General features: G+C 66.8%; 23 protein-coding genes. 12 read left to right on the top strand and 11 right to left on the bottom strand.

From position 1 onward, the window contains the following. Positions 1-9: 9 nt before the first annotated feature. The 4 genes from ABB28_RS05280 (at position 10) to ABB28_RS05265 (ending at position 7,376) form a co-directional block, all read left to right on the top strand. Positions 10-2,286 carry a TonB-dependent receptor gene (locus tag ABB28_RS05280; RefSeq protein WP_057507633.1) on the top strand — a complete coding sequence of 759 codons (2,277 nt, stop codon included), beginning with the start codon at positions 10-12 and terminating at the stop codon, positions 2,284-2,286. A gap of 128 nt (positions 2,287-2,414) precedes the next feature. Next, entirely contained in the window at positions 2,415-4,532 is a 2,118-nt protein-coding gene (locus tag ABB28_RS05275; protein WP_083491941.1) for a TonB-dependent receptor, read from the top strand. A gap of 60 nt (positions 4,533-4,592) precedes the next feature. Continuing rightward, entirely contained in the window at positions 4,593-6,746 is a 2,154-nt protein-coding gene (locus tag ABB28_RS05270) for a prolyl oligopeptidase family serine peptidase (RefSeq protein ID WP_057507632.1), read from the top strand. A gap of 129 nt (positions 6,747-6,875) precedes the next feature. Beyond that, positions 6,876-7,376: a hypothetical protein gene (locus ABB28_RS05265; protein WP_057507631.1), complete on the top strand. Its 501-nt coding sequence runs from the start codon at positions 6,876-6,878 to the stop codon at positions 7,374-7,376. Here the strand turns inward: ABB28_RS05265 and ABB28_RS05260 are convergent. Further along, positions 7,373-8,671, bottom strand: a complete 1,299-nt coding sequence (locus ABB28_RS05260; protein ID WP_083491940.1) for an FG-GAP repeat domain-containing protein — start codon at positions 8,669-8,671, stop codon at positions 7,373-7,375. The two genes, ABB28_RS05265 and ABB28_RS05260, sit on opposite strands and share 4 nt — an antisense overlap. 121 nt (positions 8,672-8,792) lie before the next feature. On the opposite strand from ABB28_RS05260, the gene ABB28_RS05255 reads away from it, so the two are divergent. Then, positions 8,793-9,371: a hypothetical protein gene (locus tag ABB28_RS05255; RefSeq protein WP_057507630.1), complete on the top strand. Its 579-nt coding sequence runs from the start codon at positions 8,793-8,795 to the stop codon at positions 9,369-9,371. Between the two features lie 4 nt (positions 9,372-9,375). Here the strand turns inward: ABB28_RS05255 and ABB28_RS05250 are convergent, their stop codons facing one another. The 5 genes from ABB28_RS05250 to ABB28_RS05230 all read right to left on the bottom strand — a co-directional run bounded on the left by ABB28_RS05250 (position 9,376) and on the right by ABB28_RS05230 (position 14,181). Beyond that, positions 9,376-10,914 carry a carboxylesterase/lipase family protein gene (locus ABB28_RS05250; protein WP_083491939.1) on the bottom strand — a complete coding sequence of 513 codons (1,539 nt, stop codon included), beginning with the start codon at positions 10,912-10,914 and terminating at the stop codon, positions 9,376-9,378. 129 nt (positions 10,915-11,043) lie between these two features. Beyond that, the gene (locus ABB28_RS05245; protein WP_057507628.1) at positions 11,044-11,337 is read right to left on the bottom strand and encodes a hypothetical protein; all 294 of its coding nucleotides are present in this window, start codon (positions 11,335-11,337) and stop codon (positions 11,044-11,046) included. Further along, positions 11,334-12,647 carry a TFIIB-type zinc ribbon-containing protein gene (locus tag ABB28_RS05240; RefSeq protein ID WP_057507627.1) on the bottom strand — a complete coding sequence of 438 codons (1,314 nt, stop codon included), beginning with the start codon at positions 12,645-12,647 and terminating at the stop codon, positions 11,334-11,336. The genes ABB28_RS05245 and ABB28_RS05240 overlap by 4 nt, the downstream gene beginning before the upstream one ends. A 19-nt stretch (positions 12,648-12,666) precedes the next feature. Beyond that, positions 12,667-13,815 carry an SPFH domain-containing protein gene (locus ABB28_RS05235; RefSeq protein WP_057507626.1) on the bottom strand — a complete coding sequence of 383 codons (1,149 nt, stop codon included), beginning with the start codon at positions 13,813-13,815 and terminating at the stop codon, positions 12,667-12,669. A gap of 90 nt (positions 13,816-13,905) precedes the next feature. Beyond that, a complete protein-coding gene (locus ABB28_RS05230) occupies positions 13,906-14,181 on the bottom strand; it encodes a hypothetical protein (protein WP_057507625.1) in 276 nt (91 codons plus the stop codon). A 132-nt stretch (positions 14,182-14,313) separates the two neighbouring features. Here ABB28_RS05230 and ABB28_RS05225 point away from each other — a divergent pair, with 132 nt between their 5' ends. Next, a complete protein-coding gene (locus tag ABB28_RS05225) occupies positions 14,314-15,078 on the top strand; it encodes a CHAD domain-containing protein (protein ID WP_057507624.1) in 765 nt (254 codons plus the stop codon). An 80-nt stretch (positions 15,079-15,158) separates the two neighbouring features. On the opposite strand, the gene ABB28_RS05220 is transcribed toward ABB28_RS05225, so the two are convergent. The 3 genes from ABB28_RS05220 to ABB28_RS05215 all read right to left on the bottom strand — a co-directional run bounded on the left by ABB28_RS05220 (position 15,159) and on the right by ABB28_RS05215 (position 17,762). Beyond that, positions 15,159-16,751 (bottom strand): SDR family NAD(P)-dependent oxidoreductase, encoded by a 1,593-nt coding sequence (locus ABB28_RS05220; RefSeq protein ID WP_057507623.1) that lies wholly within the window; start codon positions 16,749-16,751, stop codon positions 15,159-15,161. 178 nt (positions 16,752-16,929) lie between these two features. Next, a complete protein-coding gene (locus ABB28_RS18115; protein ID WP_161809856.1) occupies positions 16,930-17,085 on the bottom strand; it encodes a hypothetical protein in 156 nt (51 codons plus the stop codon). A 113-nt stretch (positions 17,086-17,198) separates the two neighbouring features. After that, positions 17,199-17,762, bottom strand: coding sequence for a fasciclin domain-containing protein (locus ABB28_RS05215; RefSeq protein WP_057507622.1), 564 nt, complete (start codon positions 17,760-17,762; stop codon positions 17,199-17,201). A gap of 202 nt (positions 17,763-17,964) precedes the next feature. On the opposite strand from ABB28_RS05215, the gene ABB28_RS05210 reads away from it, so the two are divergent. Next, positions 17,965-18,648, top strand: a complete 684-nt coding sequence (locus ABB28_RS05210; RefSeq protein ID WP_057507621.1) for a thermonuclease family protein — start codon at positions 17,965-17,967, stop codon at positions 18,646-18,648. A gap of 213 nt (positions 18,649-18,861) precedes the next feature. Next, a complete protein-coding gene (locus ABB28_RS05205; protein WP_057507620.1) occupies positions 18,862-21,384 on the top strand; it encodes a glycoside hydrolase family 3 protein in 2,523 nt (840 codons plus the stop codon). A gap of 88 nt (positions 21,385-21,472) precedes the next feature. Here ABB28_RS05205 and ABB28_RS05200 read toward each other — a convergent pair whose 3' ends face one another. Together ABB28_RS05200 and ABB28_RS18180 are read right to left on the bottom strand one after the other, a co-directional pair. Next, on the bottom strand, positions 21,473-21,940 hold the full coding sequence (locus ABB28_RS05200) for a DUF4126 family protein (protein WP_057507619.1): 468 nt from the start codon (positions 21,938-21,940) through the stop codon (positions 21,473-21,475). Between the two features lie 9 nt (positions 21,941-21,949). After that, complete coding sequence (locus ABB28_RS18180) at positions 21,950-22,114, bottom strand: hypothetical protein (RefSeq protein ID WP_170184001.1); 165 nt, start codon at positions 22,112-22,114, stop codon at positions 21,950-21,952. A gap of 258 nt (positions 22,115-22,372) precedes the next feature. Between ABB28_RS18180 and ABB28_RS05195 the strand changes: the two genes are divergently transcribed. The 4 genes from ABB28_RS05195 to ABB28_RS05180 are packed head-to-tail and all read left to right on the top strand — an operon-like array spanning position 22,373 to position 25,363. Beyond that, positions 22,373-23,335: an acyl-CoA dehydrogenase middle domain-containing protein gene (locus ABB28_RS05195; RefSeq protein ID WP_083491937.1), complete on the top strand. Its 963-nt coding sequence runs from the start codon at positions 22,373-22,375 to the stop codon at positions 23,333-23,335. Beyond that, positions 23,323-24,084, top strand: coding sequence for a PIG-L deacetylase family protein (locus tag ABB28_RS05190; protein WP_057507618.1), 762 nt, complete (start codon positions 23,323-23,325; stop codon positions 24,082-24,084). Before ABB28_RS05195 ends, ABB28_RS05190 begins: the two co-directional genes overlap by 13 nt. Continuing rightward, positions 24,081-24,668, top strand: coding sequence for a class I SAM-dependent DNA methyltransferase (locus tag ABB28_RS05185; protein WP_057507617.1), 588 nt, complete (start codon positions 24,081-24,083; stop codon positions 24,666-24,668). Before ABB28_RS05190 ends, ABB28_RS05185 begins: the two co-directional genes overlap by 4 nt. Next, complete coding sequence (locus ABB28_RS05180) at positions 24,665-25,363, top strand: glycosyltransferase family 2 protein (protein WP_057507616.1); 699 nt, start codon at positions 24,665-24,667, stop codon at positions 25,361-25,363. The genes ABB28_RS05185 and ABB28_RS05180 overlap by 4 nt, the downstream gene beginning before the upstream one ends. Positions 25,364-25,373 lie beyond the last annotated feature (10 nt).

The raw sequence follows: 25,373 nt of genomic DNA, 5'->3' as shown, positions 1-25,373 counted from the left end.
GTGTTGCTGATGGGCCTGGGCGGATGGTCGGCGGCGGTGCTCGCCGAGGATCGATCAAAGGCCCTGTCGCTTTTCCTGATACGGCCGCAGTCGCTCCAGGAGGCCCTGATCAGCTTCTCGGAACAGTCCGGGATGCAGTTCGTTGCGATCGGCGACCTCAGGCATGCGCCGATCACCACGGAGGTGCGTGGGCGGCTGACCAACGAGCAGGCATTGGCACGCCTGCTTGCTCGCAGCGGGTTTGATTTCAGCGTCCAGCGCAACGGCGTGGTGACGGTTGCACCCGCGACCGCCACGCTGCCTGCGCAGCCATCCCCTGCGGTGGTCGCGCTCGCGCCAACCGAACTGGCGGGCGTGGAAGTCACCGCCAGGCGCCGTGTCGAACGGCGCATCGATGCGCCGCTGGCAATCACCGCGCTGGGCGGCACGCAGCTGGACGCAGGCGGGTTCCAGAATGCCGCCCAGGCCATCGATTCGGCGCCGGGGGCTTCTACTGTCGACGTCGGCGGTGGCTTTACCCAGGTGCAGATTCGCGGTGTTTCCAGCTCGCTGGGCGGCAACGACAACGGTTATTACCTCGATGAAATCCCCTTCACCGGGGTGACCGTGCCCTGGCACCCGGATGCCCGTGCCTTCGACCTGGATCGCATCGAAGTGCTGCGTGGCCCACAGGGCACGCTGTTCGGCGAAGGCTCGATGGGCGGCACCGTGCGCATCCTGACCAACAAGCCGGAGCTGGACCGTTTCGCTGCGCTTGCGCAGGCGGGTTGGTCTACCGCCGAGGGCGGCGGGACCGGCTGGAACGCCAAGGCCATGGCGAACCTCCCGTTGCTCGAAGACCAGCTTGCGCTGCGAGTGGTGGCGACCGACGAGTCGCTGCCCGGCTGGGTCGACGACGTGGCGGCGGAGCGCCGCGACATCAATCGGCACCGGGTAACGACCCGACGCGCACGGCTTCGCTTCGAACCCTCTGAAAACTGGCGGTTCGATGCGGCGCACTGGTCGTATCACTCCGCAGCGCCTGGCGGCGGGTATGCCGCGGACGACGCGATGGAGGTGGGCAGCTATTACGCACGCGATGCGGACTGGCGCACCTCCAACCTGGTCAGCACCTACCAGGGCGGGGAATCATCGGTCACCTATACCTACGCGGTTGCCGAACTGGAGCAGCGCCAACGCGGCGACATCCTGCCGGGCACGCGTTACGACAGTGACACTGCCATCGCGGTACGTACCCATGAACTTCGCTGGAGCTCCACCACCCCGCGCAGGCTGTCCTGGACGGCAGGCGCCTATCGCCGTGAGGCGCGTCGGTCGGACGTGAGCGTGATAGGCGCCGTGGGGCCCAGCAGCTCGCGGCAGGACAACGGCGGCGGGGCGCTGTTCGGCGAGCTGACCCTGCAGCTGCCGTGGGCGGGATGGACGGCCAACGCCGGACTGCGTTACTTCACTGATCATGTCGAAGGCGCCTCGCTCGGCATCGGCGCGGAGAGCGTGCTGGACGAGCGCTTCCAGAGCTGGAATCCGCGGGTCGGGATAGCGTGGCAGCCGGTCCCGGATACCACGCTGTATGCGAGCACTGCGAAGGGCTTCCGTTCTGGCCAGCTGCAGCCTGTTACTTCCTACGTGCTGGCGCAGGCGGCAGGGATCGCGTTGCCTACCCGGATACGTCCCGATCAGATCGTCACCACGGAACTGGGGGCCAAGACGCTGATGGATGGGGGGCGCCTGCTGGTGGAAGCGGCGCTGTTCCACAGCCGTTGGCAGGACGTGCCGGTGCGCGTTCCGGTCACCGATGTATTCAATGGACTGGTGAACTCCGATGGGGCGCGGATCCGCGGCATCGAATTCGGGCTGACCTACCAGCCATGGGACCGCCTGGCCATGCAACTGGAATCGACGCTGATCGATGCGACCTACACCACGGATGTCGCAGGGACCAGCATCCGCCGCGGAACCCAGGTCTACAACACCCCGCGCACGACGTGGGGCGCGTCGCTGGAGTACCAGTACCCGGTCGCGCAGGATCTTTCCGGCGTGGTCCGTGCCGGCGTTCGCCACCACAGTGCACGCCAGGTCGCGCTGACCCAGGGCACGCCAGGCGACGCCATCGTTTCAGCGGACGCGCGCATTACGTTGGAGTCGGCGCAGGGCTGGAGCGCATCGGTGTATGGCGAAAACCTCAGCAACGAAGACGGTGCCGACGATGCGCGCAACACCCGCGGCATCGCGACGCGACTGCGCCCGCGCACGTTCGGTGTCGAGTTCGCGTTTCGTTACCGATGAAATAAAAAATAATTTCGTTTTTATTTCACTTCTGGTTCATCGGTACGTCACGGCTTGTAAGAGGGCCTGCACCACACCTGGCCCTCGAACGCGCAACCGCGCGCCCCCCGAGCCGTCAGGAGATTCCCGTGAACCGCATTGCCCGTTCCACGAACATGTCGCTGTCCGCGCCGTCGCTGATGCGACACAAGACGCTCTCCCTTGGTATCGCGGCAGCGCTGCTGATCGCGCCTGGGGTGCAGGCCCGGGACGCGGCAGCCAACGAAGTCGCTGCAGATGCAGTGCCCAGGACGGAGACAGCTACCGAGCTGGGCAGCGTGACCGTCAGTGCGCGGAAGCGCGAAGAGCGCCAGATCGATGTCCCGATTGCAATGAGCGCGATCACCGGTGAACAGATCGATGCCTTCGGCATCAGCAATGTCGCTGAAATCATCGCGATGACGCCAGGCGCTGGTTCCGTCGACAACGGGGGCGGCTTCACCCAGGTACAGATCCGCGGCGTCTCCAGCTCACTGGGCGGCAACGACAACGGTTACTACCTCGACGACATCCCGTTTACCGGCGTCAGCGTGCCGTGGTATCCCGAAGCGCGTTCCTGGGATATCGATCGGGTGGAGATCCTGAAGGGGCCACAAGGCACGCTGTTCGGCGAGGGGTCGATGGGCGGTACCGTTCGCATACTGACCCGGAAGCCCGATTTCAATGAATTCAACGGCGCGGTGGAAGTGTCTGCGTCTTCCACCAAGGACGGCAGTGACGGCTGGGGCGGCAAGGCAACGGTTAACATCCCGCTGATCGAAGACCGGCTGGCAGCGCGTGTTGCGGTCACCGATGAGAAGCTCTCCGGTTGGACCGATGACAACGCCACCGGCGACGAAGACATCAACGAGCAGCGGGTCAAGACCGGGCGGGTGAAGCTGCGCTTTGCCCCGGTCGACCAGTGGACGATGGACCTCGCGTACTGGAAGTACAAGTCCGAAGCGCCGGGCGGCGGCAACGGCGCGCTCGATGACCTCACTACCAATTCGTTCTACAGCAATGACGATGAGTGGCATACGGCGAGTTTCGTGAGCACCTACGAATTCGAAGGCTCCCAGCTGTTCTACTCGTTCGCCGATGCAGAGCTAGACTATGCCAACGACGGCATGTTGAACCCGACCACCACCTATCTGAGCAACATCAACCTGCAGGTGCGTACGCAGGAGCTGCGCTGGTCGTCCACCGGTGATCGCCTGGTGGACTGGACGATGGGCTATTACCTGCGCGAAGCCGAGCGCAACGATTCCTCGCAGGTCGGCGGTGCGCCACCGAGCAGCTCCACCCAGACCAACGATGCGTATGCGCTGTTCGGCGAGGCGACGGTGAAACTGCCCGATCCGCGCTGGGCGGTGACCGCCGGCCTGCGCTACTTCAGCGATGACGTCGACGCGATCTCGGTATCGACCACGCGCACCTCCACGCTCAACGCCACCTTCGACAGCTGGAACCCGCGCGTATCGCTGTCCTACAAGCCGGAACGTGACACCACGCTGTATGCCAGCGCCGCCCGCGGCTTCCGTTCCGGCCAGCTGCAGCCGATCTCGTCCATCCTGCTGGCCGAAGCCAATGGCGTCGACCTGCCTTCCACCATCCGCCCCGATTCGATCACCACCTACGAGGTGGGCGCCAAGTCGCTGTTCCTGGACGGCAGCCTGCTGGTGGAAGGCGCGCTGTTCTACAGCGACTGGAAGGATGTCGCGGTGCGTGTGCCGATCACCTCCACCATCAATGGCCTGACCAATTCCAAGGGGACCGAGAACAAAGGCGTGGAGTTGAACGTGGTGTACACCCCCACGGCGTCGCTGATGCTGCAGGTCGGTGGTGCCATCATCGATGCGACCTACGTCGCGGACGTTCCGGGCACGCCGCTCAACAAGGGCACCGATGTCTACAACGTGCCACGCAACAGCCTGTCCGCGTCGGCCGCTTACAGCTGGGATATCGCCACCGACCTGCGCGGCGTCGTGCGATCCGGCCTGGTGCATGACTCTGCCCGCGAAACCGCGCTGACCGCCGGAACCCCCGGCGATGCCATCACGATGCTCGATGCGCGTATCGGCCTGGAATCGGACAACGGCTGGTCAGCGTTCCTGTACGGCGAGAACCTGACCAACGAAGACGGTGCGCTCAACGCGCGGACCACGCTCGGCGTGGCCAACCGTCTCCGTCCGCGCACCTATGGGGTCGTCTTCCGTTACGGATTCTGAAATCCATCGCGGCCGGGTGCCTGTTGTCGCAGGCGCCGGCCGCCGCCAAGGAGAAACTTGATGAAGCGATTCACCCCCCGCTCGCTGCGGGCCTGGATGTTGGCCGCTGTTGTACTGACGTGCGCCCCCGCGGTAGCCCAGGAGATCGATGACCAATGGCTTGAGCAGCCGCATGGCGCGAAGGCGCTGGAGTGGGCGCGCGCGAAGACCGCCGCCTCCCAGCAGGCCATCCGCGGGTTGCCGGTATACGCAGCGGTGAAGGCGGAGCTGGCCAGCGCGCTGGCGACCGGCGCGGCCGAGCCGGACATCACCCTGATGGGTCCACGCGCGTTGCGCTTCCTGCGCAATGCAGCGCATCCGCACGGCCTGCTGCAGGTGGCCATGCGCGATGGCCAAGGCGTGCCGGGCGCGTGGCGGACCGTACTGGACGTAGAAAAGTTGCGCCAGGAAGAAGGCGCGCCGATGGAACTGCAGGCCTACGACTTCACCAGCAGCTGCCTCGCGCCCGCGTTCAGCCGCTGCCTGCTGCGGCTTTCCCCCGGCGGTGGCGACGAAGTGGAGCTGCGCGAGTTCGACCTGGAGCAGGGGCGCTTCGTCGTCGACGGGTTCCGTACGCCGAAGGCGCGTGCCTTTGCCGAATGGCTTGGCCCCGACCAGATCATGGTGGAGCACACGGCCGAAGGGGCGCCGAAGACGCTGGCCGGCTGGCCCGCCTCGGTTCGGCTGTGGAAGCGCGGCCAGCCGCTGCGTGATGCGCGCGAGGTGTACGCCGCGCAGCCGTCCGATGCGATCGTGCAGCTGTCGGCGGTGGGCGAGGGCGCGCAACGTCGCGGTGTCATCGTGCGTTCGATCAACTACTCCACCTTCGAAGTGTTCGCGGTGGGGCAGGATGGGCAACTGCAACAGGCTGCGCTGCCGCGCACGCTCAAGCCGATGGCCGTGCAGGCGTCGGTGGGGAACCAGGTGGTGGTCCAGCTGGGCGCCGATGAGGTGGTCGAGGGAACGGCCTATCCAGCCGAAACCCTGCTGGCGTGGAATACCGACCCGGCGGTCCCTGCAGGCCGCAAGGTAACGCGGATCTACACACCCGGTGGTGGTGATTACCTGGGCGGCCGCAGTGATATTGCCAGTGCACAGGGAAAACTGGCCTTCGTGGTCAATCGCAGGCTGGTGCCCCGCGTCTTGCTGGCTACGCCGGGCGAGGCGGGCTGGAAGGTGGAAGAGGCGCTCTCCGGGCGCCCGGGTGACAGCATTTCAGTGCGCGGAGGGGGGAGCTCGAAGGACGACCTGATCGTGGCGACCAACGGCTTCGTGACGCCGCGCCGGCAGGAACTGTTGCGGCAGGGAGCGCCGCCCACGCTGCTGGCCAAGGATCCCCAATGGTTCGATGAAAACAGCTACGTGACCGAAATCCGGACGGCGACCTCGCGCGACGGCACCACGGTGGATTATTACCTGCTGCAACCGAAATCGCCGGCCAGGCCCGGTCCGCAACCCCTGTTCATGACCGGCTACGGCGCGTTCGGTATTTCCTACCGGCCTGGCTATTTCGACTACACCGTGGGCGGCCCGGCGTTCAAGCTGTGGCTGGATCGGGGTGGCTCGCTGGCCATCCCGGCGATCCGCGGCGGGGGCGAGCGCGGCGAGGCCTGGCACCAGGCGGCGATCCGCAAGGACCGCCAGCGCTCCTACGATGATTTCATCGCCGTGGCCGAACAGTTGATCGCTGCTGGCTACACCACGCCCGCCCAGATCGGGGTGTTCGGCATGTCCAACGGCGGCCTGCTGTCGGCAACGCTCGGAACCCAGCGCCCGGACCTGTTCGGCGCCGTGGTGAGCGATGTGCCGCTCACCGACCTGATCCGGATGCGCCACATGGGCATGGGCGCGGCGTGGATCAACGAGTACGGTGACCCGGACAAGGCCGACGAGGCCGCTGCGATGCTGGCTTACTCGCCGATGCAGAACGTGCGCAGCCAGACCCGTTATCCGCCGTTCCTGGTGACCATCTCCACGGAAGACAACCGCGTGGGGCCGGGGCATGCGCGCAAGCTCGCTTCGCGTCTGTACGGTGTCGGCGCCCCGGTCCATTTCCTGGAGGACGAGGAGGGCGGTCACGGGGTCAGCGATGCCTTCCGCAATCCGGAGCTGATGGCGCTGCGGATGACCTTCCTGATCGATGCGTTGATGCCGACCGACACCGGCGCGCAGTGAAGGGACGACTCCCGCCTCGCAGTCCGGGGCGGGAGTCTTCCCACTTGCGCAGGGCGCGCCACGTGCAGCGGCCGATCCAGGCCGGGCGGCGCCGCGGCTATACTCCGCCTTCATCCTCAAGGAAGCGCGATGGCCGTCCTGCTGCTTGCGATCGTGGTCATCGAAGGGATGCTGCTGCTGTCATGGTGGCGGCCTTACTGGGTATGGGGCGTGCCGATGTTCCGCCGTCGCATTGCCGCGCCGTATCCGGCCTTGAAGGCGTTTCCGTTCCACCGCCTGGAGCGCGAAGTGGCCGCGGAGAAATGGCCGGATATGGTGTTCCGTCCGCTGGACAAGCGAAGCCATGCGTTCCGCGAAAGCTTCGGCCTGCATTTCGGCTGGCGCTACCCGCCGCTGATGCGCGGCCAGATCGAGGTCGACCTGCGGCGCAGGCAGATCCAGGTCATCGGGCGCGGCAGCTGGCTGTTGATCGTCGCCGTGGTCACCGCCATTCCCGCGCTGAAGGTCGCACCCGGCGGCGTGCTGGTGGCCGCCGTGGTGCTGGTTGCCAGCTATCTGGTCCAGCGCCACCGTTTCCTGGCCGTCGTCGAGGCGATACGCCGGGTGCTGGACCAGCCGGCGGCTGCCTAGCGCCCGCCCGTCAGCAACAGCCGGGCCTGGGTTCCCCAGCCGCCGATCAGCACATCGGGCCTGCCGTCGCCGTCCAGGTCGCCCTGGCCCATGCTCCAGCTGCGGCCCACGGTGATGCCCGGCACCACCGCAAGCGTGACATCGCTGAAGTGGCCGCTGCCATCGTTCTGCCAGGCGCGCAGCTGCAACGGTACGAACCCCGGCACCTGGATCGCGCCGACCAGCAGGTCCGGGTGGCCATCGTGGTTGAAGTCGACCACGGTCCCGGCCCAGCTGGAGAACGTGTGGGCGGGAAGGCGCTCGGCGGTCTCGTCGCGGAAGCGTCCCTTGCCATCGTTGACCAGCAGGCGCGTCTGCGGATCCTTGTCCCAGGCGGCATTGTTGCTGGTGATGTTGAAGAACAGGATGTCCGGGCGGCCATCGCCGGTGACGTCGGCCACGTGCACTTCGCGGGTCTCCATCGGGACCTTCAGCTCCAGCCGGTGCGACTGGTCGTTGAAGCGTCCGCGGCCATCGTTGATGAGCAGCCGGTTAGGATGTGCCGGGCTGGCCAGCACGGCGTCCAGGTCGCCGTCACCATCGATGTCGGCCAACGCCACGCCCTCGGTCTGCGCATCGCCTTGTGGCAGGTGGGTCGCGCTGGCATCGATGAAGTAGCCGGGTCGTCTGGCGTCGCCCAGGAAAAGAAGACTGCGCGACGCCTGCACAGGCGCATCGGCGCCGTGGCCGGTTTCGCCGGTGCTGCCGATGAAGATGTCAGGCAGCCCATCGCCATCCACATCGCCCACCGCCAGTCCATTGCCCTGGCTGCCGGCGGGCAGCCGCTCGCTGGCTTCGGTGAAGCCGCCCTTGCCATCGCCGAGGAACAACTGGTGCACCTCGTCGGATTCACTGATGAACACCATGTCGGTGTGGCCATCGCCGTTGAAATCCGCAGTACGCACATGCTCGTTGTCACGCATCGTGCGGCCGAACGCATCCGGGACATAGCGCAGCTTCCCGCTGCCATCGTTGAGGTAGAGCCGGTTGACGCCGTGTTCCACCGATACCACCACGTCGCGGTGCCCGTCGCCGTTGACGTCCACGAATACCGAATCGGTCGAATGCAGGCTGGGCGCGGCCGGGACATGAGTTGCCGTGGCATCGACGAACACCGGGGAGGGGGCTTCCTTGATCAGTTCGAACGCGTCCGTGGCCGGATCACGGGGTTCTGCGCGCTGGGCGGTGGCAGCGTGCGGGGCGGTCAGCAGGACCAGGCTGGTGGCCAGCAGGGGAATCGAAAACGGTGTCGGCATGGGGCGCTCTTGCTGCAGGAACCAGCCTTGAACCTAACCGCAAAGCGGTCGCTTCTGCAAAATCGCCTCTGCATGCCACTATCATGCCCGCACGCGGCCTTGGCCAACGGAACGTATTTCAATGTCTGACATGCATCTGGTACTGCAGGAACTGTTCAAGGTCGGCCGGCTGGAGCGCCGCGAGATCACGCTGGTCGCTGCCCCGAGAACCTTCCCCATCTGGGACCGCGTGGAAAAGCTGCTGAAGATCAAGGGCCCGGAAGCCAGGACACTGACGCGCCACATGCTGTTTGACCTGTATCGGCTGTTTCCCCAGCTGAAAGGTGAGATCGAGCTGACGCGTTACATCTACACCTTGGGCACCTTCAAGCCGGCCCGCGTGCCTGCCGATGGTTACCTGCTGGCGCGGCGCTCGGAGGTCGATGGCAGTGACATCGCCATGTTCCATGCCCCGGCCGAACAGGTGCAGCAGGCGTGGGCGGATGCCTTTGCGCCCGATGCGCCCGGCGCCTACGTGTCGCGGTTCATCGCCCCGGCACTGCGGGACCGGCTGCTGACGGCCTACGGCGTGTCCGACGATGGCGGCAGTGCGTGTTTCCATGAGCTGCATCCTTACGTGCTGGCCCACCGCGACCACTACCTGAAGACCTATGGCGTGGACATCGGGACCGCGCAGGAAGCGGACGACGCGAATGCGTGACGCGTCACGTTGATGCGTCTGGCGGCCGGCGGGCGATCTCTATCTCCTGGCCATCCCAGGCTTCGCGCCGCGCCTTGTCCGGGTCATTTTCAATCCGGTCCGCACGATCCAGGATCAGCGTGGGGCGCTGCGGCAGGACATACGTCGGCCAGCTGCCGCCGGGGTCACCGTCACGCACGAAGGCGATCCAGTACGCCCGCATGCGCTCGGCCAGTGCGCGCCGCTGACCGCTGAGCGGGCCGCCTCGCAGGGCGGTGAATACCACCCCGTTCAACGGCCATAGATAGGTCAGGTCCACCGCGTGCGCCGCGCCGAGCAACACGCCGCCCAGGTCAAACCGGTACACCCAGGCGCGGTGGCCGCGGGCAACGTGGCGCTCGGCGAAATGGCGCGTCGGCATCTGGAAGTTGGCATCCGTCGCCAGGTTTCTGTTTCCGGCCCGGGTGTCCGGGTACGTGGCGGCGATGCGTCCGGCAGCAGTCCTGCCCAGCAGCCAGCCGACCTGTGCCAGCAGTTCGCCGCGCTCGCGCAGCAGCATGCTGCGCGCGCCGGGGAGCTCGAAGAAACGGATCTCTTCGCGCATCGCGCCGGCCAACAGGGGAATGGGCGGCGTGTCGGCCAGCCGCGCGGCGTCGAACGAAGCGGGCAGCAGCTCGCCATCGTAGATCGGCGCGGCCGGAATCATGCCGGGGAACGACGCGGCGACCTGCGCCTGCGCATCGAGAAAACGCGCCACCGGCGCCGCTTCCAGCGCCGCGCGGCTGCCTGCATCGTCGCCCAGGATTTCCCGGTAGCGGATCGCCTGGCGCGCGGCGATGTCACGGTCGTGCAGCAGGTTGAGTGATCCGCTCTGCAGGATCGCGGCACGGAACAGCGGCTCCACCCCGCGCGCCACCAGCAGCAGCGAAACAGAGGTCGCGCCGGCGGATTCGCCGGCCACGGTCACCTTGTCCGGGTCGCCGCCGAACAGCGCAATGTGGGCGCGCACCCAGCGCAGGGCGGCGATCTGATCGTGGAGGCCACGGTTGTTTGGAATGCCCAGCGCGGAAAAGTCGCTGAAGCCGATCGCACCCAGGCGGTAGTTGAAGGTCACCACCACGATGTCGCCGCTCGCTGCCAGTGCATTGCCAACGTAGAGCGATCCCGCGCCTGTCTGGAACCCACCGCCGTGGATCCAGACCAGCACCGGCCGCCGTGCCTCATCCGCGGCGGGGGACCAGACATTCAGGAAGAACGGGTCGTCGGATTCGCTGCGCGCTCCGCCGGCTCCCTTCGCCTGTGCGGCCGTTGCCCCGAAGTCCGCACAGTCCACTGGATCGGCCGGCAGCGCTTCCACCGCAGGCAGGCCGAAGCGGCTGGCGCGTGCGTAACGGATGCCGTGCCATGCCACCACGCCGCTGTCGAGATGGCCCTGGAACGGTCCCGCCTGCAGCGCGGCGTCCGCGCCGTCGGCCGTCAACGAAGCAGCGCCCGCGGCAGCCGGATCGGTAGCGCGGCGTACCGGTGTGGAGCAGGCGAGCAAGGGGGCAGCGGCGAGCGTCATTGCCCCGGCGCGAAGGAAGCGGCGACGTGTCGGCTGGAAGGGGTAGGGCACGCGGCAGGCTCGGCAGGGCTGTGTCCGTTACCGTAGGGCCGCATGCGCCACGGCCACGTGAGTGCGGCCGTCGCAGGGCTAGCCGCTGGTACGCGGGCTGCCGATGGCGGACGACCCAGGCGACATTTTCGTTACCCGCTGCCGATGGTCGTGCACGTTGTCGCCGCTGATCCGCCTCTGCTCGGTACCGGTCACCGTGTGCACCTTTCTGTCATTGCCAGTGACCGGCGCCGTCACCACGGCGGTCTCGCGCTCGAACGCGTGGGATTTGTCGGTATTGCGGTAATACCGGTAGAGCGTCCAGTACAACGCGGTTGCACTGGCTGGACCCAGCGCAAGCAGCGCCACGATGCCACCGCCATCACTGCTCATATCGACATTCCCAGGAACCAGAGGACCGCACCTTCGACCACCGTACCCACGCCCAGCGCCGCCAGCAGCAGCTTCCACTGCTGCACCGGTACGCTGCCCATGGTTTCACCCGTGCGGCCATTCACCGCGATGTAGTGCAGCATGCCCTTGCCCCGCTGGCGGTAGGAGTACAGCCACACCGGGACGTACATCGACACCCAGCGCGAGCCATGCACGTCGACCTTCTCCATGTCCCAGCGCACGCCGCGGTCATAGCGCTGCACTGAAGGCTCCATCCGTGATCGCGCGATCGACAGCAGCTGGTCTTCCAGGCGCGGTCGCAGCTGCTCGATGTCCACGTCGCGCTTTTCCGACGAGTACCCCACCAGGTAGGACGCATTCCACTTCAACGCATTCTTGGTGTCGAAGGGCAGGATGGTATTGATGACGTTGTTGGTATTGGCCTTGACGTCCAGCCGGCCACGCCGCGCCGACGACTCCAGCGGCAGGTCGTCGACGGTGAAATCGAGCTGCCGCTCCACGTGGTAGACGTCTGCGTCGTAGTAGGTCTTCTTGTTCTTCTCGGTGCCGCGGGTATAGCGACGCGTCTCGATCTCGCCGCGGCCCACGACGCTGGCGCTGGCGTTGCTGTCCACCACCATGTAAGGCAGGTACACGCCGATGACATTCTCCGGCGTGAACTCGGTCTTGAACGCCTTCAGCGCGAAGAAGCGCCGCTTGTCGACGAACTGGCGGATGCGCGCTACCGCATCGGTCTTGCTGACCTTGAACGGCAGCACGGCATCGGGCACGGCGCCGTTGGCCACCTGTTCGTTGACTCCGAATACGTGACGGCACCAGTGGCAGCGTGCGGTCATCGTGCTCTCGGTGTTGATCGTCACTTCCGCGCCGCAGCCCGTGCACTTGAAGCTCATCAGGCTGGCGGCATCGGCGTCGATGGCGCGCGCGCCGGAGGCGATCACATCGCCGCGCAGGTCCGCGATGCCCACGCCCAGGCCGAAGGCTTCTTCGATCCGGTGGCCGTGCCATTCGTTGCGACAGTACTGGCACACCAGCACATCGGTGCCCAGCGCATGGCGGATATCACTGGACCCGCACTTGGGGCAGCGATTCAGCCCGTCCTTCAGCTCGGCGGCGGACGTATCCAGGGCCACCGGGTCCGGCGCCAGCAGTTCGTCGCGGATCGGTGGGGGCAGGGTGGCCGGATCCACGGCAAGGCTGCCGGGCAGCGGTGGCATGTCCTGCGGCGATCCGGGGCCGACCGGGGAAGCCGCCCCGGGCAAGGGCGGCGGCGTTCTGGGCGTGGTCATCGTTGAGGCGCCTGGCGTCTTACAGTCCCAGCGCCTTGGCTTTCAGTTTGTCGTAGTCATCCTGGGTGATGAGGCCGAGATCCAGCAGCTCCTTGGCTTTCTTCAGCTGGGTCACCGTGTCATCGGCGGCAGGCGCGGCAGGCGCGACCGGTTGCTGCAGGCTGCCGGCACCGAACATCCCCGATGCCATGCCAACGCCCACCAGCCCGGCGGCACCGCCACTTTCGCCGGCCGACTGGATCCCCTGCGCCACGCTGGCCTGCAGGTTGGAATTGCCGCGTGCACCCGCCAGCGCATCGGCGCGCTGCACGGTCTTGAGCAGTTCACGGGTGTTGGCGTCGTACTCGATGGAAACGATCGCGGTCTTGACGATGGCCAGGCCACGATCGGATTTCCACTGGTAACCCTGTTCAACCGCGCTGGACAAGCTCTGCGCGAAGCCCAGCGAATCCTGCTGCAGCTTGGTAATGCGGTTGCCCTTGCCGGGGTCGTTGGTATACAGGCTGAAGGCAGGCGCCAGCGAGCCGACCACCTCGTTGAACAACTGGCTGGCCGCCGCGTTGTCCAGGTCGGTGAAGTCGAAGACCTGGCCCGGCTGCAGGTAGCTGGCGGGGACGAAATTCTTCACGAACAGGATCGGGTCGATGATCTTCAGCGTGTACGAACCCCGGGTCACCGCGCCGACCTGGGTGCCGAGGAAGCCGTCATCCCAGTAGATTTCCGACTGCGTACCGAAGCGGTTGTCCGGCAGTTCCTTCAACGAAACGAAGAAGGCAGCCTGCTGCGAGCCCGGCTGTCCGCCGAACTTGAAGCGTTCCCAGCTCTGCCGGATCAGCGAACTTACCAGGCCGTCACCGGCGAAGATCGACTGCGAATGGGTATCGTCCGATTCCCAGATATAGCCGCCCGGCTCAGCGACAAAGGCGGTGACCGCGCCGTCCTGCATCAGCAGCAGGCCATAGCCCTCGGGCACCACGATCTTCGAGCCGTTGCTGATGATGTTGGTCGAGGCGCTGGTGTTGGAACCTCGCCCCGCATTGGTGCCACGCGGCACCGCGGCAAACAGCGCTGCCGTGGACGGCAGTCCGTTCGGGACGGTATGGAAATCCTTCCACTGGTCGGCCAGAACACCGCCAACCGCACCTGCCACCGCCTGTCGAAGACCCATGACAATTCCCTGTTGTTCGTGGACAGGCACCACGCCCGTCGTGCTCGTTGGACTATATCAGCCGGTGTACCCGTGCGGCACGCGCTGGAATCAGGGCAGGTTGCACTGCATCTTGCCGTCCACGTAATAAGGCTTGGGCACGTTCGGGTTCTCGCTGGTCTTCTCGAACACCACCTCCAAGGAGTCCAGGTCCGGCGTCCCCTTGCGGTCGGTACAGGCGGCCTGGAGCTTCTGCTTCACCGCGGTGATTCCGGCCTCGCGGGTGGCACCGTCGGCGCTGTTGGTGAGGTTGGCGACTTCGGCGAAGGCCGCCGGGCTGGCGCCGAACAGGCAGGCGGCGATCAGGGACACGTGCAGCTTCTTCATGGACTCTCCTTGTTGGGTGGGCAGTCGGTGCCCGGCCAGCAGGATAGGGCGCGCGGGTTAAGGTCCCGTGGACTGCCGGGTTCCATGGGGATCTCGGCTAGACTGCCGGGCAGTCGTGCTGCGGAGTACGCAATGCCTTCCACGGTGATCGGGGCTGCCGCCCGCCAACTGGTGCAGGAAGAGTGCCTGGCCATCGCCAATGCATTGGCGTCGCGGTCGGATATCCACGTGGGCGTGCATAGCGCCCGCAAGGCGATCCGGCGTCTACGCGCGGTGCTGGCGCTGTTCGCAACCGACGAACAGCCCCTGCAACGCACCGACCGTGCGCTGCAGCGCCTGGGCCGTGGTCTTTCGGCGCTGCGCGATGCACATGTGCTGGTGGAGACCGCGCAATCGTTGCAGGCCGACGCACCGTCCCCCGGCTGGGCCAGCGTCATCACGCATCTGCGTGCCCGCCGTGACCGCCTGCTGCAGCGCGCCCGTGCGCAGGATCCGGGTTTCCAGAAGAAGCGGCGTGCGGTCCAGCGTGTCGGCCTGGAGCTGGATGCGCAGCGCTGGGAGCGGGTGCGCAAGGGGGATCTTCGGCGTGCCTTGGCCCGCAGCCAGCGCAGAGCGAAAAAAGCCGCCGCGCGTGCCCGCGACAGCGATGACCCGGAGGCACTGCATGACTGGCGGCGCAGGGTGCGGCGGCTGCGCATGCAGCTGGAGGTGATGGCCCGGCTGGACGGCGGGCTGGTGCAGGATCATGCAGGCAGTGACGGCGGCAAGCATGCCAAGGGTCTGCGCCGGCTGAGCGATGCGCTGGGCCGGGAGCAGGACCTGCGCCTGCTGCGCAACCAGATCCGCGCGATGCCCGGGCTGCAGGACAAAGCGCAGCTGATGGCGCTCACGCGGTGACGTTGGAAACGTGACGACCAACGGTCGTCACCCACCCTGCGCAAGCAGACGGCCAGCGGCCGTCGCTACCGACGCGCGCCTTACCAGTCGGTGGGCGCGTAATCCTTGAGGAACTGGCCCCACACGTGCTCGCCGGTGTTGAACCCGTGGATGATCGGATCGACGATGCGCGCAGCGCCATCCACGATGTCCAGCGGCGGATGGAAGCGCTCTTCCTGCACCTTCTTGGCCGCGATATCCGCCGGATCTTCGTCGGTCACCCAGCCGGTATCCACGCTGTTCATGTGGATGCCGTCGTTCTGGTAATCCGCCGCCGAAGTACGCGTCATCATGTTCAACGCGGCCTTGGCCATGTTGGTATGCGGATGACGGGTGGTCTTGAAGTTGCGGTAGAACTGGCCTTCCATCGCCGACACGTTGACGATGTGCTTGTCGCGCTCCGGCGTGGCCAGCATCAGCGGCTTCAGGCGCGCGTTGATGATGAACGGCGCGATCGCATTCACCAGCTGGGTTTCCAGCAGCTCCACCGACGGTACTTCGGCCATCAGCAGGCGCCAGGAATTGCGACCCCGCAGATCGACCTGCTGCAGATCCTGGTCCAGCCGGCCTTCCGGGAACAGATGCTGCTGGCCCACCAGCTCGTCTTCCAGCAGGGCCACCTGGGACAGCTCGGCGGCACGGGTCAGCCCATCGGCGCCGTTCAGGCCGCGGTCCTGCACCGCCGGCAGGGCGATCGCCGAGGCATCACTCAGCAGCTCCGCGCTGCGCAGGCCCTCGTACTGACCTACCAGGCTGCGCACCGTTTCGGGCAGCTCGTGCAATGCAGCCGTCTCGCCGGCCATCATGTGCGCGTAGAACTGCGGCGGACGGCGCACCGTCTGGCAGGCGTTGTTGATGATGAAATCCAGCCGCTTGCGGGTTGCCAGCAACTCGCTGCAGAAGGCTTCCACGCTCGGGGTGTGGCGAAGGTCCAGCCCGTAGACCTGCAGGCGATGGCCCCACACCGCGAAATCCGGTTCTTCGGCGTAACGGGCAGCCGAGTCGCGCGGGAAGCGCGTGGTGACGATCAGCTCGGCGCCGGCGCGCAGCAGCTTCAGGCCGGCCTGGTAGCCGATCTTGACCCGCCCACCGGTGAGCAGCGCGACGCGGCCGCGCAGGTCGGCGGTTTCGGTCCGCTTGTGGAAGTTCAGTTCGGCGCAGGCCGGGCACATCTGGTCATAGAAATGATGCAGCTGCGTGAACTTCTGCTTGCACACGTAGCAGTGGCGCAGTTCCGGCGAATGTACGGGCTCGGCAGCCACCTCGGCGCCTTCGCCATTGCGTGCATCGTGCAGTCCGGGTGCATGCGGCGGGAAGTAATTCGGGGTACTGAAGACGGGCTTGCGGCGCAGGGTCCGGATACCGGTCTGTTCCAGCAGGGCTTCGGCCTTGCGCACTTTTTCCTGGTGGCGGACCTTGGCCTGCTGCTTGAGCATCGCCCGGCGTGCCTTGGGCTCGGGGTGGTACACCTTGGCAACCACCTGGTGCAGGCGCACGCGGTCGGCTTCGGGCAGCGCATCCAGCACGCTGCGGTCGGCTTCGATGGCCTCCAGCAGGTCCAGCGCGGCGCGCAGGCGGTCGGTCAGGGGCTGTTCGTCGGCCACGGGCGCGGCGGGTGGGGCGGTGGTAGTCACATCGAATCCGGAAGGAACGGCACTAGGCCAGGAATGGACAGCAGAGCGGTGACCGGCTCGATGCGGGTCCATGCTGTTGCGGGCCGGGCAAGGCCCGGACGGGGGCCATTGTCCCTGATCGATGGGGGCGGATGCCAGCGGGGCGGCATCACCGCGGCTACCCAGGTGGGGGCGCGACTCAGCCTGCGGGTTGCGTGGCACCCTTGTGGACGTTCTTGTCCGGCTCCTGCGGGGCGTCCGGATTGCCATTGCGCGCAAGCCATATGCACGACGGACCCACGATGGCCAGGATGCCAACGATCACGATCAGCAGCATCTTCGTGCTCTTTTTCATTCAAACCCCTCGCGTGCGGACATTCAGCCGAGCATAGGCGGATCGGCGTCGTTCGCATGTGTTTCCCGCGGCCGGTGCGGACGTCGCCTCGACGCCCGCCCGGTTGCTGGCGCTTACTTCGGCATCAGTACCGTATCAACGACATGGACGACGCCGTTGGACTGCATGACATCGGCCGTGCTGACCGACGCCTTGCCGCCCTTGGCGTCGACGATCCACAACTTGCCCTCGTGCAGCTTGAAGGTGAGCGGTTCGCCCTGCACCGTCTTCAGCGTGGCGGTGCCGCCCTGCTGGGTGGCCGCCGCGGTCAACTGGGCAGCAGTGTGCACGCCGGGCACCACGTGGTAGGTCAGGATCTTGGTCAGGGCTGCCTTGTTTTCCGGTTTGACCAGGGTGTCCACGGTGCCGGCTGGCAGCTTGTTGAAGGCGGCGTTGGTGGGCGCGAACACGGTGAACGGCCCGGCACCGTTGAGGGTATCCACCAGTCCGGCTGCCTTGACCGCGGCGACCAGCGTGGTGTGGTCCTTGGACGCACTGGCGTTTTCCACGATGGTCTTGGCCGGATACATCAACGCACCGCCGACCGTCGGCGGATCGGCGGCGAAGGTGGGGGCCGCGAAGGCACCAAGAACGACGAGGCTGGTGGCAAAAGCGATCTTCTTGAAAGTAGCTTGCACGTTGCTTCTCCTGTTCGTCCCCGGAATGGGGGTACTGAAGGTACGCAGCCGACAGCGGGCTGGATGCAGCCGGCTGGTTTTTCTTTCAAGGATGAGGAAGACGTGAACATCGCACCCCTGATGCACGCTTCGAAGTGCCGCAGTCCAGGGGGCTGGGCGAGAATAGGCGCCGTTTTGCGTGATGCAGGGTGTTGTGCGTTGTATGTGCAGGTTGGTCGTGATGTTCGTTGTACTTGTCATTCCCTCGTGGGCGCTCGCCGCGCCCGTCGAAATCGCGGGCCGTGCCACGGTGGTCGACGGTGACACCCTTGCGGTCAACCAGAAGCGGGTAAGGCTATGGGGAATCGATGCGCCCGAGAGCGCGCAGCAGTGCGCGGACCCGCAAGGCAGGTCATGGCCCTGTGGGCGTCGGGCCGCCAATGCGCTGGATGGGCACCTGCAGGGCAGGACGGTGCGCTGCGTGCAGCGCGATGTGGATCGCTATGGCAGGTCGGTCGCCGAGTGCTTCGTCCAGGCCGAATCGGTGAACGCCTGGATGGTTCGATCCGGCTGGGCCGTGGCTTACCGGGAATACGCCACGGCTTACGTCGGTGCAGAACAGCAGGCCAAGGCAGGCAAGCGCAACCTGTGGCAGGGGGCGTTCCAGATGCCGGCCGACTACCGCCGCGCACAGCGTGCAGTGCACGCCGGCGCGACCGGGACCGCGCGCGCGCCGACCAGCGGTTGCCGCATCAAAGGCAATATCTCCAGTGCGGGCGCGAAGATCTTCCACATGCCGGGGCAGCGCGATTACGCGCAGACGCGGATCCAGCCGGAAAGTGGTGAGCGCTATTTCTGTTCCGCGGACGAAGCGCGTGCGGCAGGATGGCGCGCGGCGAAGCGGTAGCGTGCGCCGCCGGCGTGGGCCGCAATCGTGCTGCGCCGCAGCGATCAGCGCGCCGTGACGGGCGCCCGGGCCACGTGCTGCAAGGGTTTGCGCGCGGCACGGGCCAACAGGTTTGACAGCGCTGTCAATCAGGACATAGAAACGTCCAGCGTCGCCGGCAGCTGCGGCCTGTGCCAGCGCTACCTGTTCTGATCCGAATGGAGTCCACTGATCATGAAACCCTTCAAGCCCCTGCTGCTGTGTGTTGCCCTGGCACTGGCCTGCGGCACTGCAGCCCATGCGGCCACGCCGGCCGGCCAGATCCACCCGTCGCAATGGCCGCAGCCGACCTGGCCGCTGGCCACCGACCCGGCCATCGAGCGTCGCATCGACGCGCTGATGGCCACGATGAGCGTGGAGGAAAAGGTCGGCCAGATCGTGCAGGGCGACATCGGCAGCATCACCCCGGAAGAGGTGAAGAAGTATCGCCTCGGCTCGGTGCTGGCCGGCGGCGGATCCGACCCGGGTGGGCGTTACAACGCCAGGCCGGCGGAGTGGTTGGCCCTGGCCGATGCCTACTGGGAAGCGTCGATGGATACCAGCGGGGGTGGTCATGCGATCCCGATCATCTGGGGCATCGACGCGATGCACGGGCAGAGCAACGTGGTGGGTGCCACCTTGTTCCCGCACAACATCGGACTGGGCGCGACGCGCAACCCGGAGCTGCTGCGCGAGATCGCCCGCATCACTGCGGCTGAAACCCGCACCACCGGCATGGAGTGGACCTTCGCACCGACCGTTGCCGTGCCCCAGGACGATCGCTGGGGTCGCGCGTATGAAGGCTATTCCGAGGATCCGGCGCTGGTTGCCAGCTATGCCGGTGTGTTCGTGGAAGGCTTGCAGGGCAAGGCCGGCGCTGCCGACTTCCTGGACGACCACCACGTGATGACCACGGTCAAGCATTTCCTGGGTGACGGTGGCACCACCAATGGCAAGGACCAGGGCGATACAACGGTCTCCGAAGCGCAGTTGCGCGACATCCACGCTGCAGGCTACGTGCCCGCCATCGCCGCCGGCGCACAGTCGGTGATGGCCTCGTTCAACAGCTTCCATGGCGAGAAGATGCACGGCCACAAGCCGCTGATGACCGATGTGCTGAAAGGCCGGATGAACTTCGGTGGCTTCGTGGTCGGCGACTGGAACGGCCATGGCCAGGTCAAGGGCTGCACCAACACTGACTGCGCCCAGACCTATATCGCCGGCATGGACATGGCGATGGCCCCGGACACCTGGAAGGGCCTGTATGAGAGCACCGTCAAGCATGTCAAGGACGGTACCTTGCCGATGGCACGGCTGGACGATGCAGTGCGCCGGATCCTGCTGGCCAAGATGCGCATGGGGCTGTTTGAAAAGCCCAAGCCGTCCGCGCGTGCGCTCGGTGGCAGGTTCGAACTGCTGGGATCGCCGGAGCATCGCGCCGTAGCGCGGCAGGCCGTGCGTGAATCGCTGGTGCTGCTGAAGAACCAGGATGGCCTGTTGCCGCTGTCACCGAAGCAGCGCGTGCTGGTTGCCGGCGATGGTGCCGACAACATGACCAAGCAGACCGGCGGCTGGACGCTGACCTGGCAGGGTGACGGCACCAAGCGCGAGGACTTTCCCAACGCCGACACTCTGTGGGATGGCCTGAAATCGCAGGTGCAGTCAGCCGGCGGCAAGGCCGAACTGGCCGTGGACGGTGCGTACACCCGCAAGCCGGATGTGGCGATCGTGGTGTTTGGCGAAGACCCCTATGCCGAGTTCCAGGGGGATCTGCCGGACCTGATGTTCAAGGGCGGCCGCTCGGGTGATCTGGAACTGATCCGCAAGCTGAAAGCCGACGGCATTCCGGTCGTGGCCGTGTTCATCAGCGGGCGTCCGCTGTGGTTGAACCGCGAGATCAATGCCGCCGACGCCTTCGTCGCCGCCTGGTTGCCGGGATCAGAAGGCGCGGGCGTGGCCGATGTGCTGCTGCGCGGTGCCAACGGCAGGCCCCAGCACGATTTCAGCGGCAAGCTCAGTTTTTCCTGGCCGCGCCGTGCCGACCAGTACGCCAACAACGTGGGCCAGCCGGGCTACGACCCGCAGTTCGCATTCGGTTACGGCCTTACCTATGCGGACAAGGGCAACCTGCCGCCGCTTTCCGAAGAGCCGGGCATCGACCCGACCAAGTCGCGCACCAGCACCTGGTTCGACCGCGGCGTGGCCGCGACCGGCCTGACCCTGCGCCTGACCGGGGCTGACGGTGAGGCGATGGACATCGTGCACCCCAGCGCGACCACGCCCGACGGGTCGCTTGCGATGACGGCGATCAACACGGACGTGCAGGAAGGCGGGCGCCAGTTCACGTTCAGCGGCAAGGGACTGGTTGAGCTGAGGTCCAACGCGCCACTGGATCTTGATCGCGAGACCAACGGCGACGTTTTCGTGATTTCCACGTTGCGGGTGGATGCGCTGCCCGCCGGTGCGCCGGTCAGCTACCTGGCAACGAGCGGAAAAACCACGCGTGGGGAGGTTTCGATCGCCCAGGCACTGGCGTCAGCCAAGGTCGGCGAGTGGACGCGCGTGGGCGTTCCGCTGCGCTGCCTGCGCATTGCCGGGGTGGACATGAAGAGCGTCGAGATTCCGATGGCGCTGCAGGCAGGGCAGGGCGTGCGCCTGTCGCTGGCGAAGGTCGCCATTGGAACCGACTACGACCAGAAAGTGACCTGCGGCGGGTGATGCGAACGCCCTGGTATCCGCCGACCATGGGTCGGCGCTACCTTGAACGCGTACGGACCCGTGAACGCGCACGGATCCGGTGCATCGCTCACGCGTTGCTACGCTCGGCGCATCGGGCAATCAGCGCGGCACTGCCCACGGCGATCGCATCCTCCACCGCGCCGGTGGGCGTCTGACCGTAACGTGCGATCGCACGCATGCGCAGGTTGAAGGTCAGGTAAGCCATGCCGACGGCGGTGCCGGCGCCCAGCAGCGCGCCGATTCCACGCTGGCGGTGCGGGGCAAGCGCGGCGCCGGCGATCATGCCGGTCGCTACGCGGGCCACCATGCCGGCCGGAACGATGCGGTCCGGGGCCGTTTTCATCTTGTCGCCAAGCAGTTCGCCGCCCGCCAACGCCAACATGCCGGCCGACGCCAGCGGATTGGACAGCAGGCGCGGCGCCCCGTTGTCAGCAGGCAGGGTGCCGGTGCGGGCTGCGTTGGTCACCGCGGCGAGCGGGGTCATGGCGCGCATGCCGGCAACGGCGCCCATCAATATCGAGTGGATCAGGGCCATACAGGGTCCTCAGGGCTTCGGGGGCTTTTCGTAATCGTCGGGCGTGGCCGTGTGCTCGGACTCCGGCATGTCCTTGTCTTTCCACCGCGCATCATCATTGCGGTGCTTGTCGGGGGTGTCCGGCTTGTCCTGGTCGGCGACATCGGCGCCGGGATTGATCGGTTGCTTGGTCATGGTCAGCTCCGTGCAGCGTGTGTCCCTGCCGCGATGGCAGGGATCCCCGTGCGACTGGAACATGCGCGAGGGCAGGTGAGCGCGGTGTCCCCGGCAGCTGCACACGCCCCGCACACGCCGGTCACTCCGCGGGTACGGACGCACAGGTATCAGTAGGACCCGGTTTCAAGAAGGATGTCCCGATGCATGCAGCGACCGCACACGGCAGGAATGCTGTCTGCACGGGGCTCCCACACCCAAGCACCTCGGCTGACTGACATGGACCGACTCTCCGACCACGCCGCCCCCGCGCTGGAGGCGGCCGCACGTGAGGTGATGGCAGGCCAACCCTGCCTGCCGCTGCCGGGGCGTGGACACACCCTGGCGCGCTGGCGCGAACTAGCCGCCATTGCCGCGCGCGACCTGTGCCTTGCCAAGGTGCTGGAAGCGCACTACGACGCCCAGGCGATCCTCTCCGACCTGCACGCAGCGCCACTGGATCGACAGTCGCTCGCGGCGGTGTGGGCCGCTGAAGGGCCGCAGGCCACCTTGGTGTTCGACCCCGCGACCGGCACGGTGAGTGGCGATAAACCCTGGTGCTCCGGCGCAGGGTTGGTTGACATCGCACTGGTGACGGCGCGCGGCCCGGAGGGGTCGCAACTGCTGCGCATCCATGCCGATGCGGCCGGTATCCGGCTTCGCCCGCAGACCTGGCACGCAACCGGCATGGGCGGCATCCCGAGCGGCTGCGTGCAGTTCACCGACGTCCCTGCCGAGCCAGTGGGCAAGCCCGGCGCGTACCTGTCACGGCCGGGTTTCTGGCATGGCGGGGCCGGCATCGCCGCATGCTGGTATGGCGCAGCCGCGGCACTTGCGGCGCCGCTGCAACGCTCGCCGCGCGTGGCAGGCGACGCACAGACCGCCTCGTTGCTGGGCCAGGTCGACATGCGGCTGCAGTCGGCGGCGGCCCTGATGCGCGAACTGGCGGCGTGGATCGACGCGATGCCGACCGCGCCGCACCAGGCCGACGTCCTGCGCGTGCGCAGCGTGGTGGAGCGGACCTGCACGAGTGTGCTGGATGCGGTTGCGCGGGCGCTCGGGCCCGGGCCGATGTGCCTGGACGATGACCACGCACGTCGTTGGAGCGACCTCACCGTTTTCATCCGGCAGAGCCATGCCGACCGGGACTGGGCTGAACTCGGCCGCGCCGTGCAGGCACAGGAGCGGCCATGGACGCTGTGACCCCGCAGCGCATCGAAGGGCAGGGCACGCTGGAAGCGGACTGGGCTGGCAGCACGTGGCTGGCTTCGCTGCCCATCACGCCCGCACAGGACCTGCTTGAGGGCACGCGCCGGCTGCTGGTGGTGTCTCCCCACCCGGATGACGAAGTGCTGGCCTGCGCCGGGTTGATGCAGGCGGCACTGGCGCACGGCGTTGCCGTGCACGTGGTGTCGGTGACCGACGGTGAAGCTTGTTACCCGGACCAGGCCCTGTGGCCGCCCGCCCGGCTGCGTGATGCACGTCGCCACGAGCTGGCGCAGGCCGTGCGCGTACTGGGGCTGGATGCCACCCATGTCACCCCGCTGGGGCTTCCCGATGGCGGGGTCAGCACCCACGAAGCAGAACTGACCGCGCACCTGACGGCACAGCTGATGCCGGCCGATCTGATCATCGCGCCGTGGATCGGCGACGCGCATCCGGATCACGAGGCCACCGGCCGTGCCGCGCTTGCCGCCGCTGGCGCGCGCGGCGCACGGGCGCTGCAGTACCCCGTATGGGCCTGGCACTGGCTGGATCCTGATGCACCCGCCGCCCCCTGGCCTACCGCCATGCGCATCCCGATGGACGCCGCCATGCGTTCGCGCAAACGCGAGGCCATGCAGGCGTTCGCCACCCAGACCGGCGACGTCGAGGGGCTCGATTGCCAGCCGATCCTGCCGGCGCACGTCACCGCACGTTTCCATCGCGCTTTCGAGGTGCTGATCGGATGAACACCGCCGCCTATTTCGACGCGCTGTACCAGCAGGCCGATCCGTTCCATTACCGCAGCCGCTGGTACGAGGCGCGCAAGCGGGCCCTTACCCTGGCCTGCCTGCCGCGTCCGCGCTACACAAATGCCTGGGAACTCGGCTGCTCCAATGGGGTGCTCACGGCGGAACTGGCCGCGCGGTGCGATGCGCTGCTGGCAACGGACATCAACCAGCAGGCGCTTGCCGAGGCCGCCGGATCCGTCAGTGACTGCCCCCATGTCACCCTGCAGCGTGCCCATCACCCTGGCCAGTGGCCGCCGGGACGCTTCGACCTGATCGTGGTCAGCGAGGTCGGCTACTACCTGGATGCGGGCGAGCTGCAGCAGATGGCGCTGCAGCTCGACGACAGTCTTGCCGAAGACGGCCTGCTGCTGGCCTGCCACTGGCGGCATCCGTTTGATGAGGCGCGCAGCACTACCGAGAACGTCCATCGTCTGCTCCGCGGCGGTCTGCTCGAAGCATTCAACTATCAGGACGAAGACCTCGTGCTGCAGGCGTGGAGCCGGCAGCCGACGAGTGTGGCGACATGGGAGGGGCTGCGATGATCGCAGTGATCGTACCGGCGCATGATGAGGCGGCCTCCATTGGCCGCTGCCTGGCGGCAATTTCCCTGGCCGCCGCCCACCCCGGCCTGCGCGGTGAAGCGGTCCAGGTCGTCGTGGCGCTGGACAACTGCAGCGATGCCACGGGGTCTGTCTGCAGCCTGCAGGGTGCTTCCACGGTGACCCTCAACGCACGCTGCGTCGGCATCGCGCGTGCGGCGGCAGCGGATCATGCATTGGCCTTGGGTGCGCGCTGGATCGCCAGCACCGACGCCGATACCGTCGTGCCTGCCGACTGGCTCTGCCGCCAGGTGGAGTGCGGGGCGGATGCCTTCTGCGGCGTGGTGGAGGTCGTGGACTGGCTGGACTATCCGCAGGCCGTACGCGATGCCTTCACCCGCAAGCCAGTGACCGATGGGCATCGGCATATCCATGGCGCCAACATGGGTATCAGCGCGTCGGCGTACCTGGCGGCAGGCGGCTTCAGCGCCGTGGTCACCGGCGAAGACGTTGCCCTGGTGCATGCGCTTGAGCAGGCGCACGCCTCGATTGCCTGGCTGGCGCAGCCCGCTGTTGCCACCAGCGCACGACGGACCGCGCGGGCACCACACGGCTTCAGCGGGTTCCTGCGCGCACTCGAACGCGAGGTACTGGACGTGGCACCGGCGCTGTCGCCGGTACCGGTACTGCAGCGGTGACCTTCCAGCC

Origin of the sequence: Stenotrophomonas chelatiphaga (assembly GCF_001431535.1) — a bacterium.
Taxonomy (GTDB): Bacteria; Pseudomonadota; Gammaproteobacteria; order Xanthomonadales; family Xanthomonadaceae; genus Stenotrophomonas; species Stenotrophomonas chelatiphaga.
Note: the sequence above shows the minus strand (reverse complement) of the source record. Positions and strands in the feature narration are given on the sequence as shown.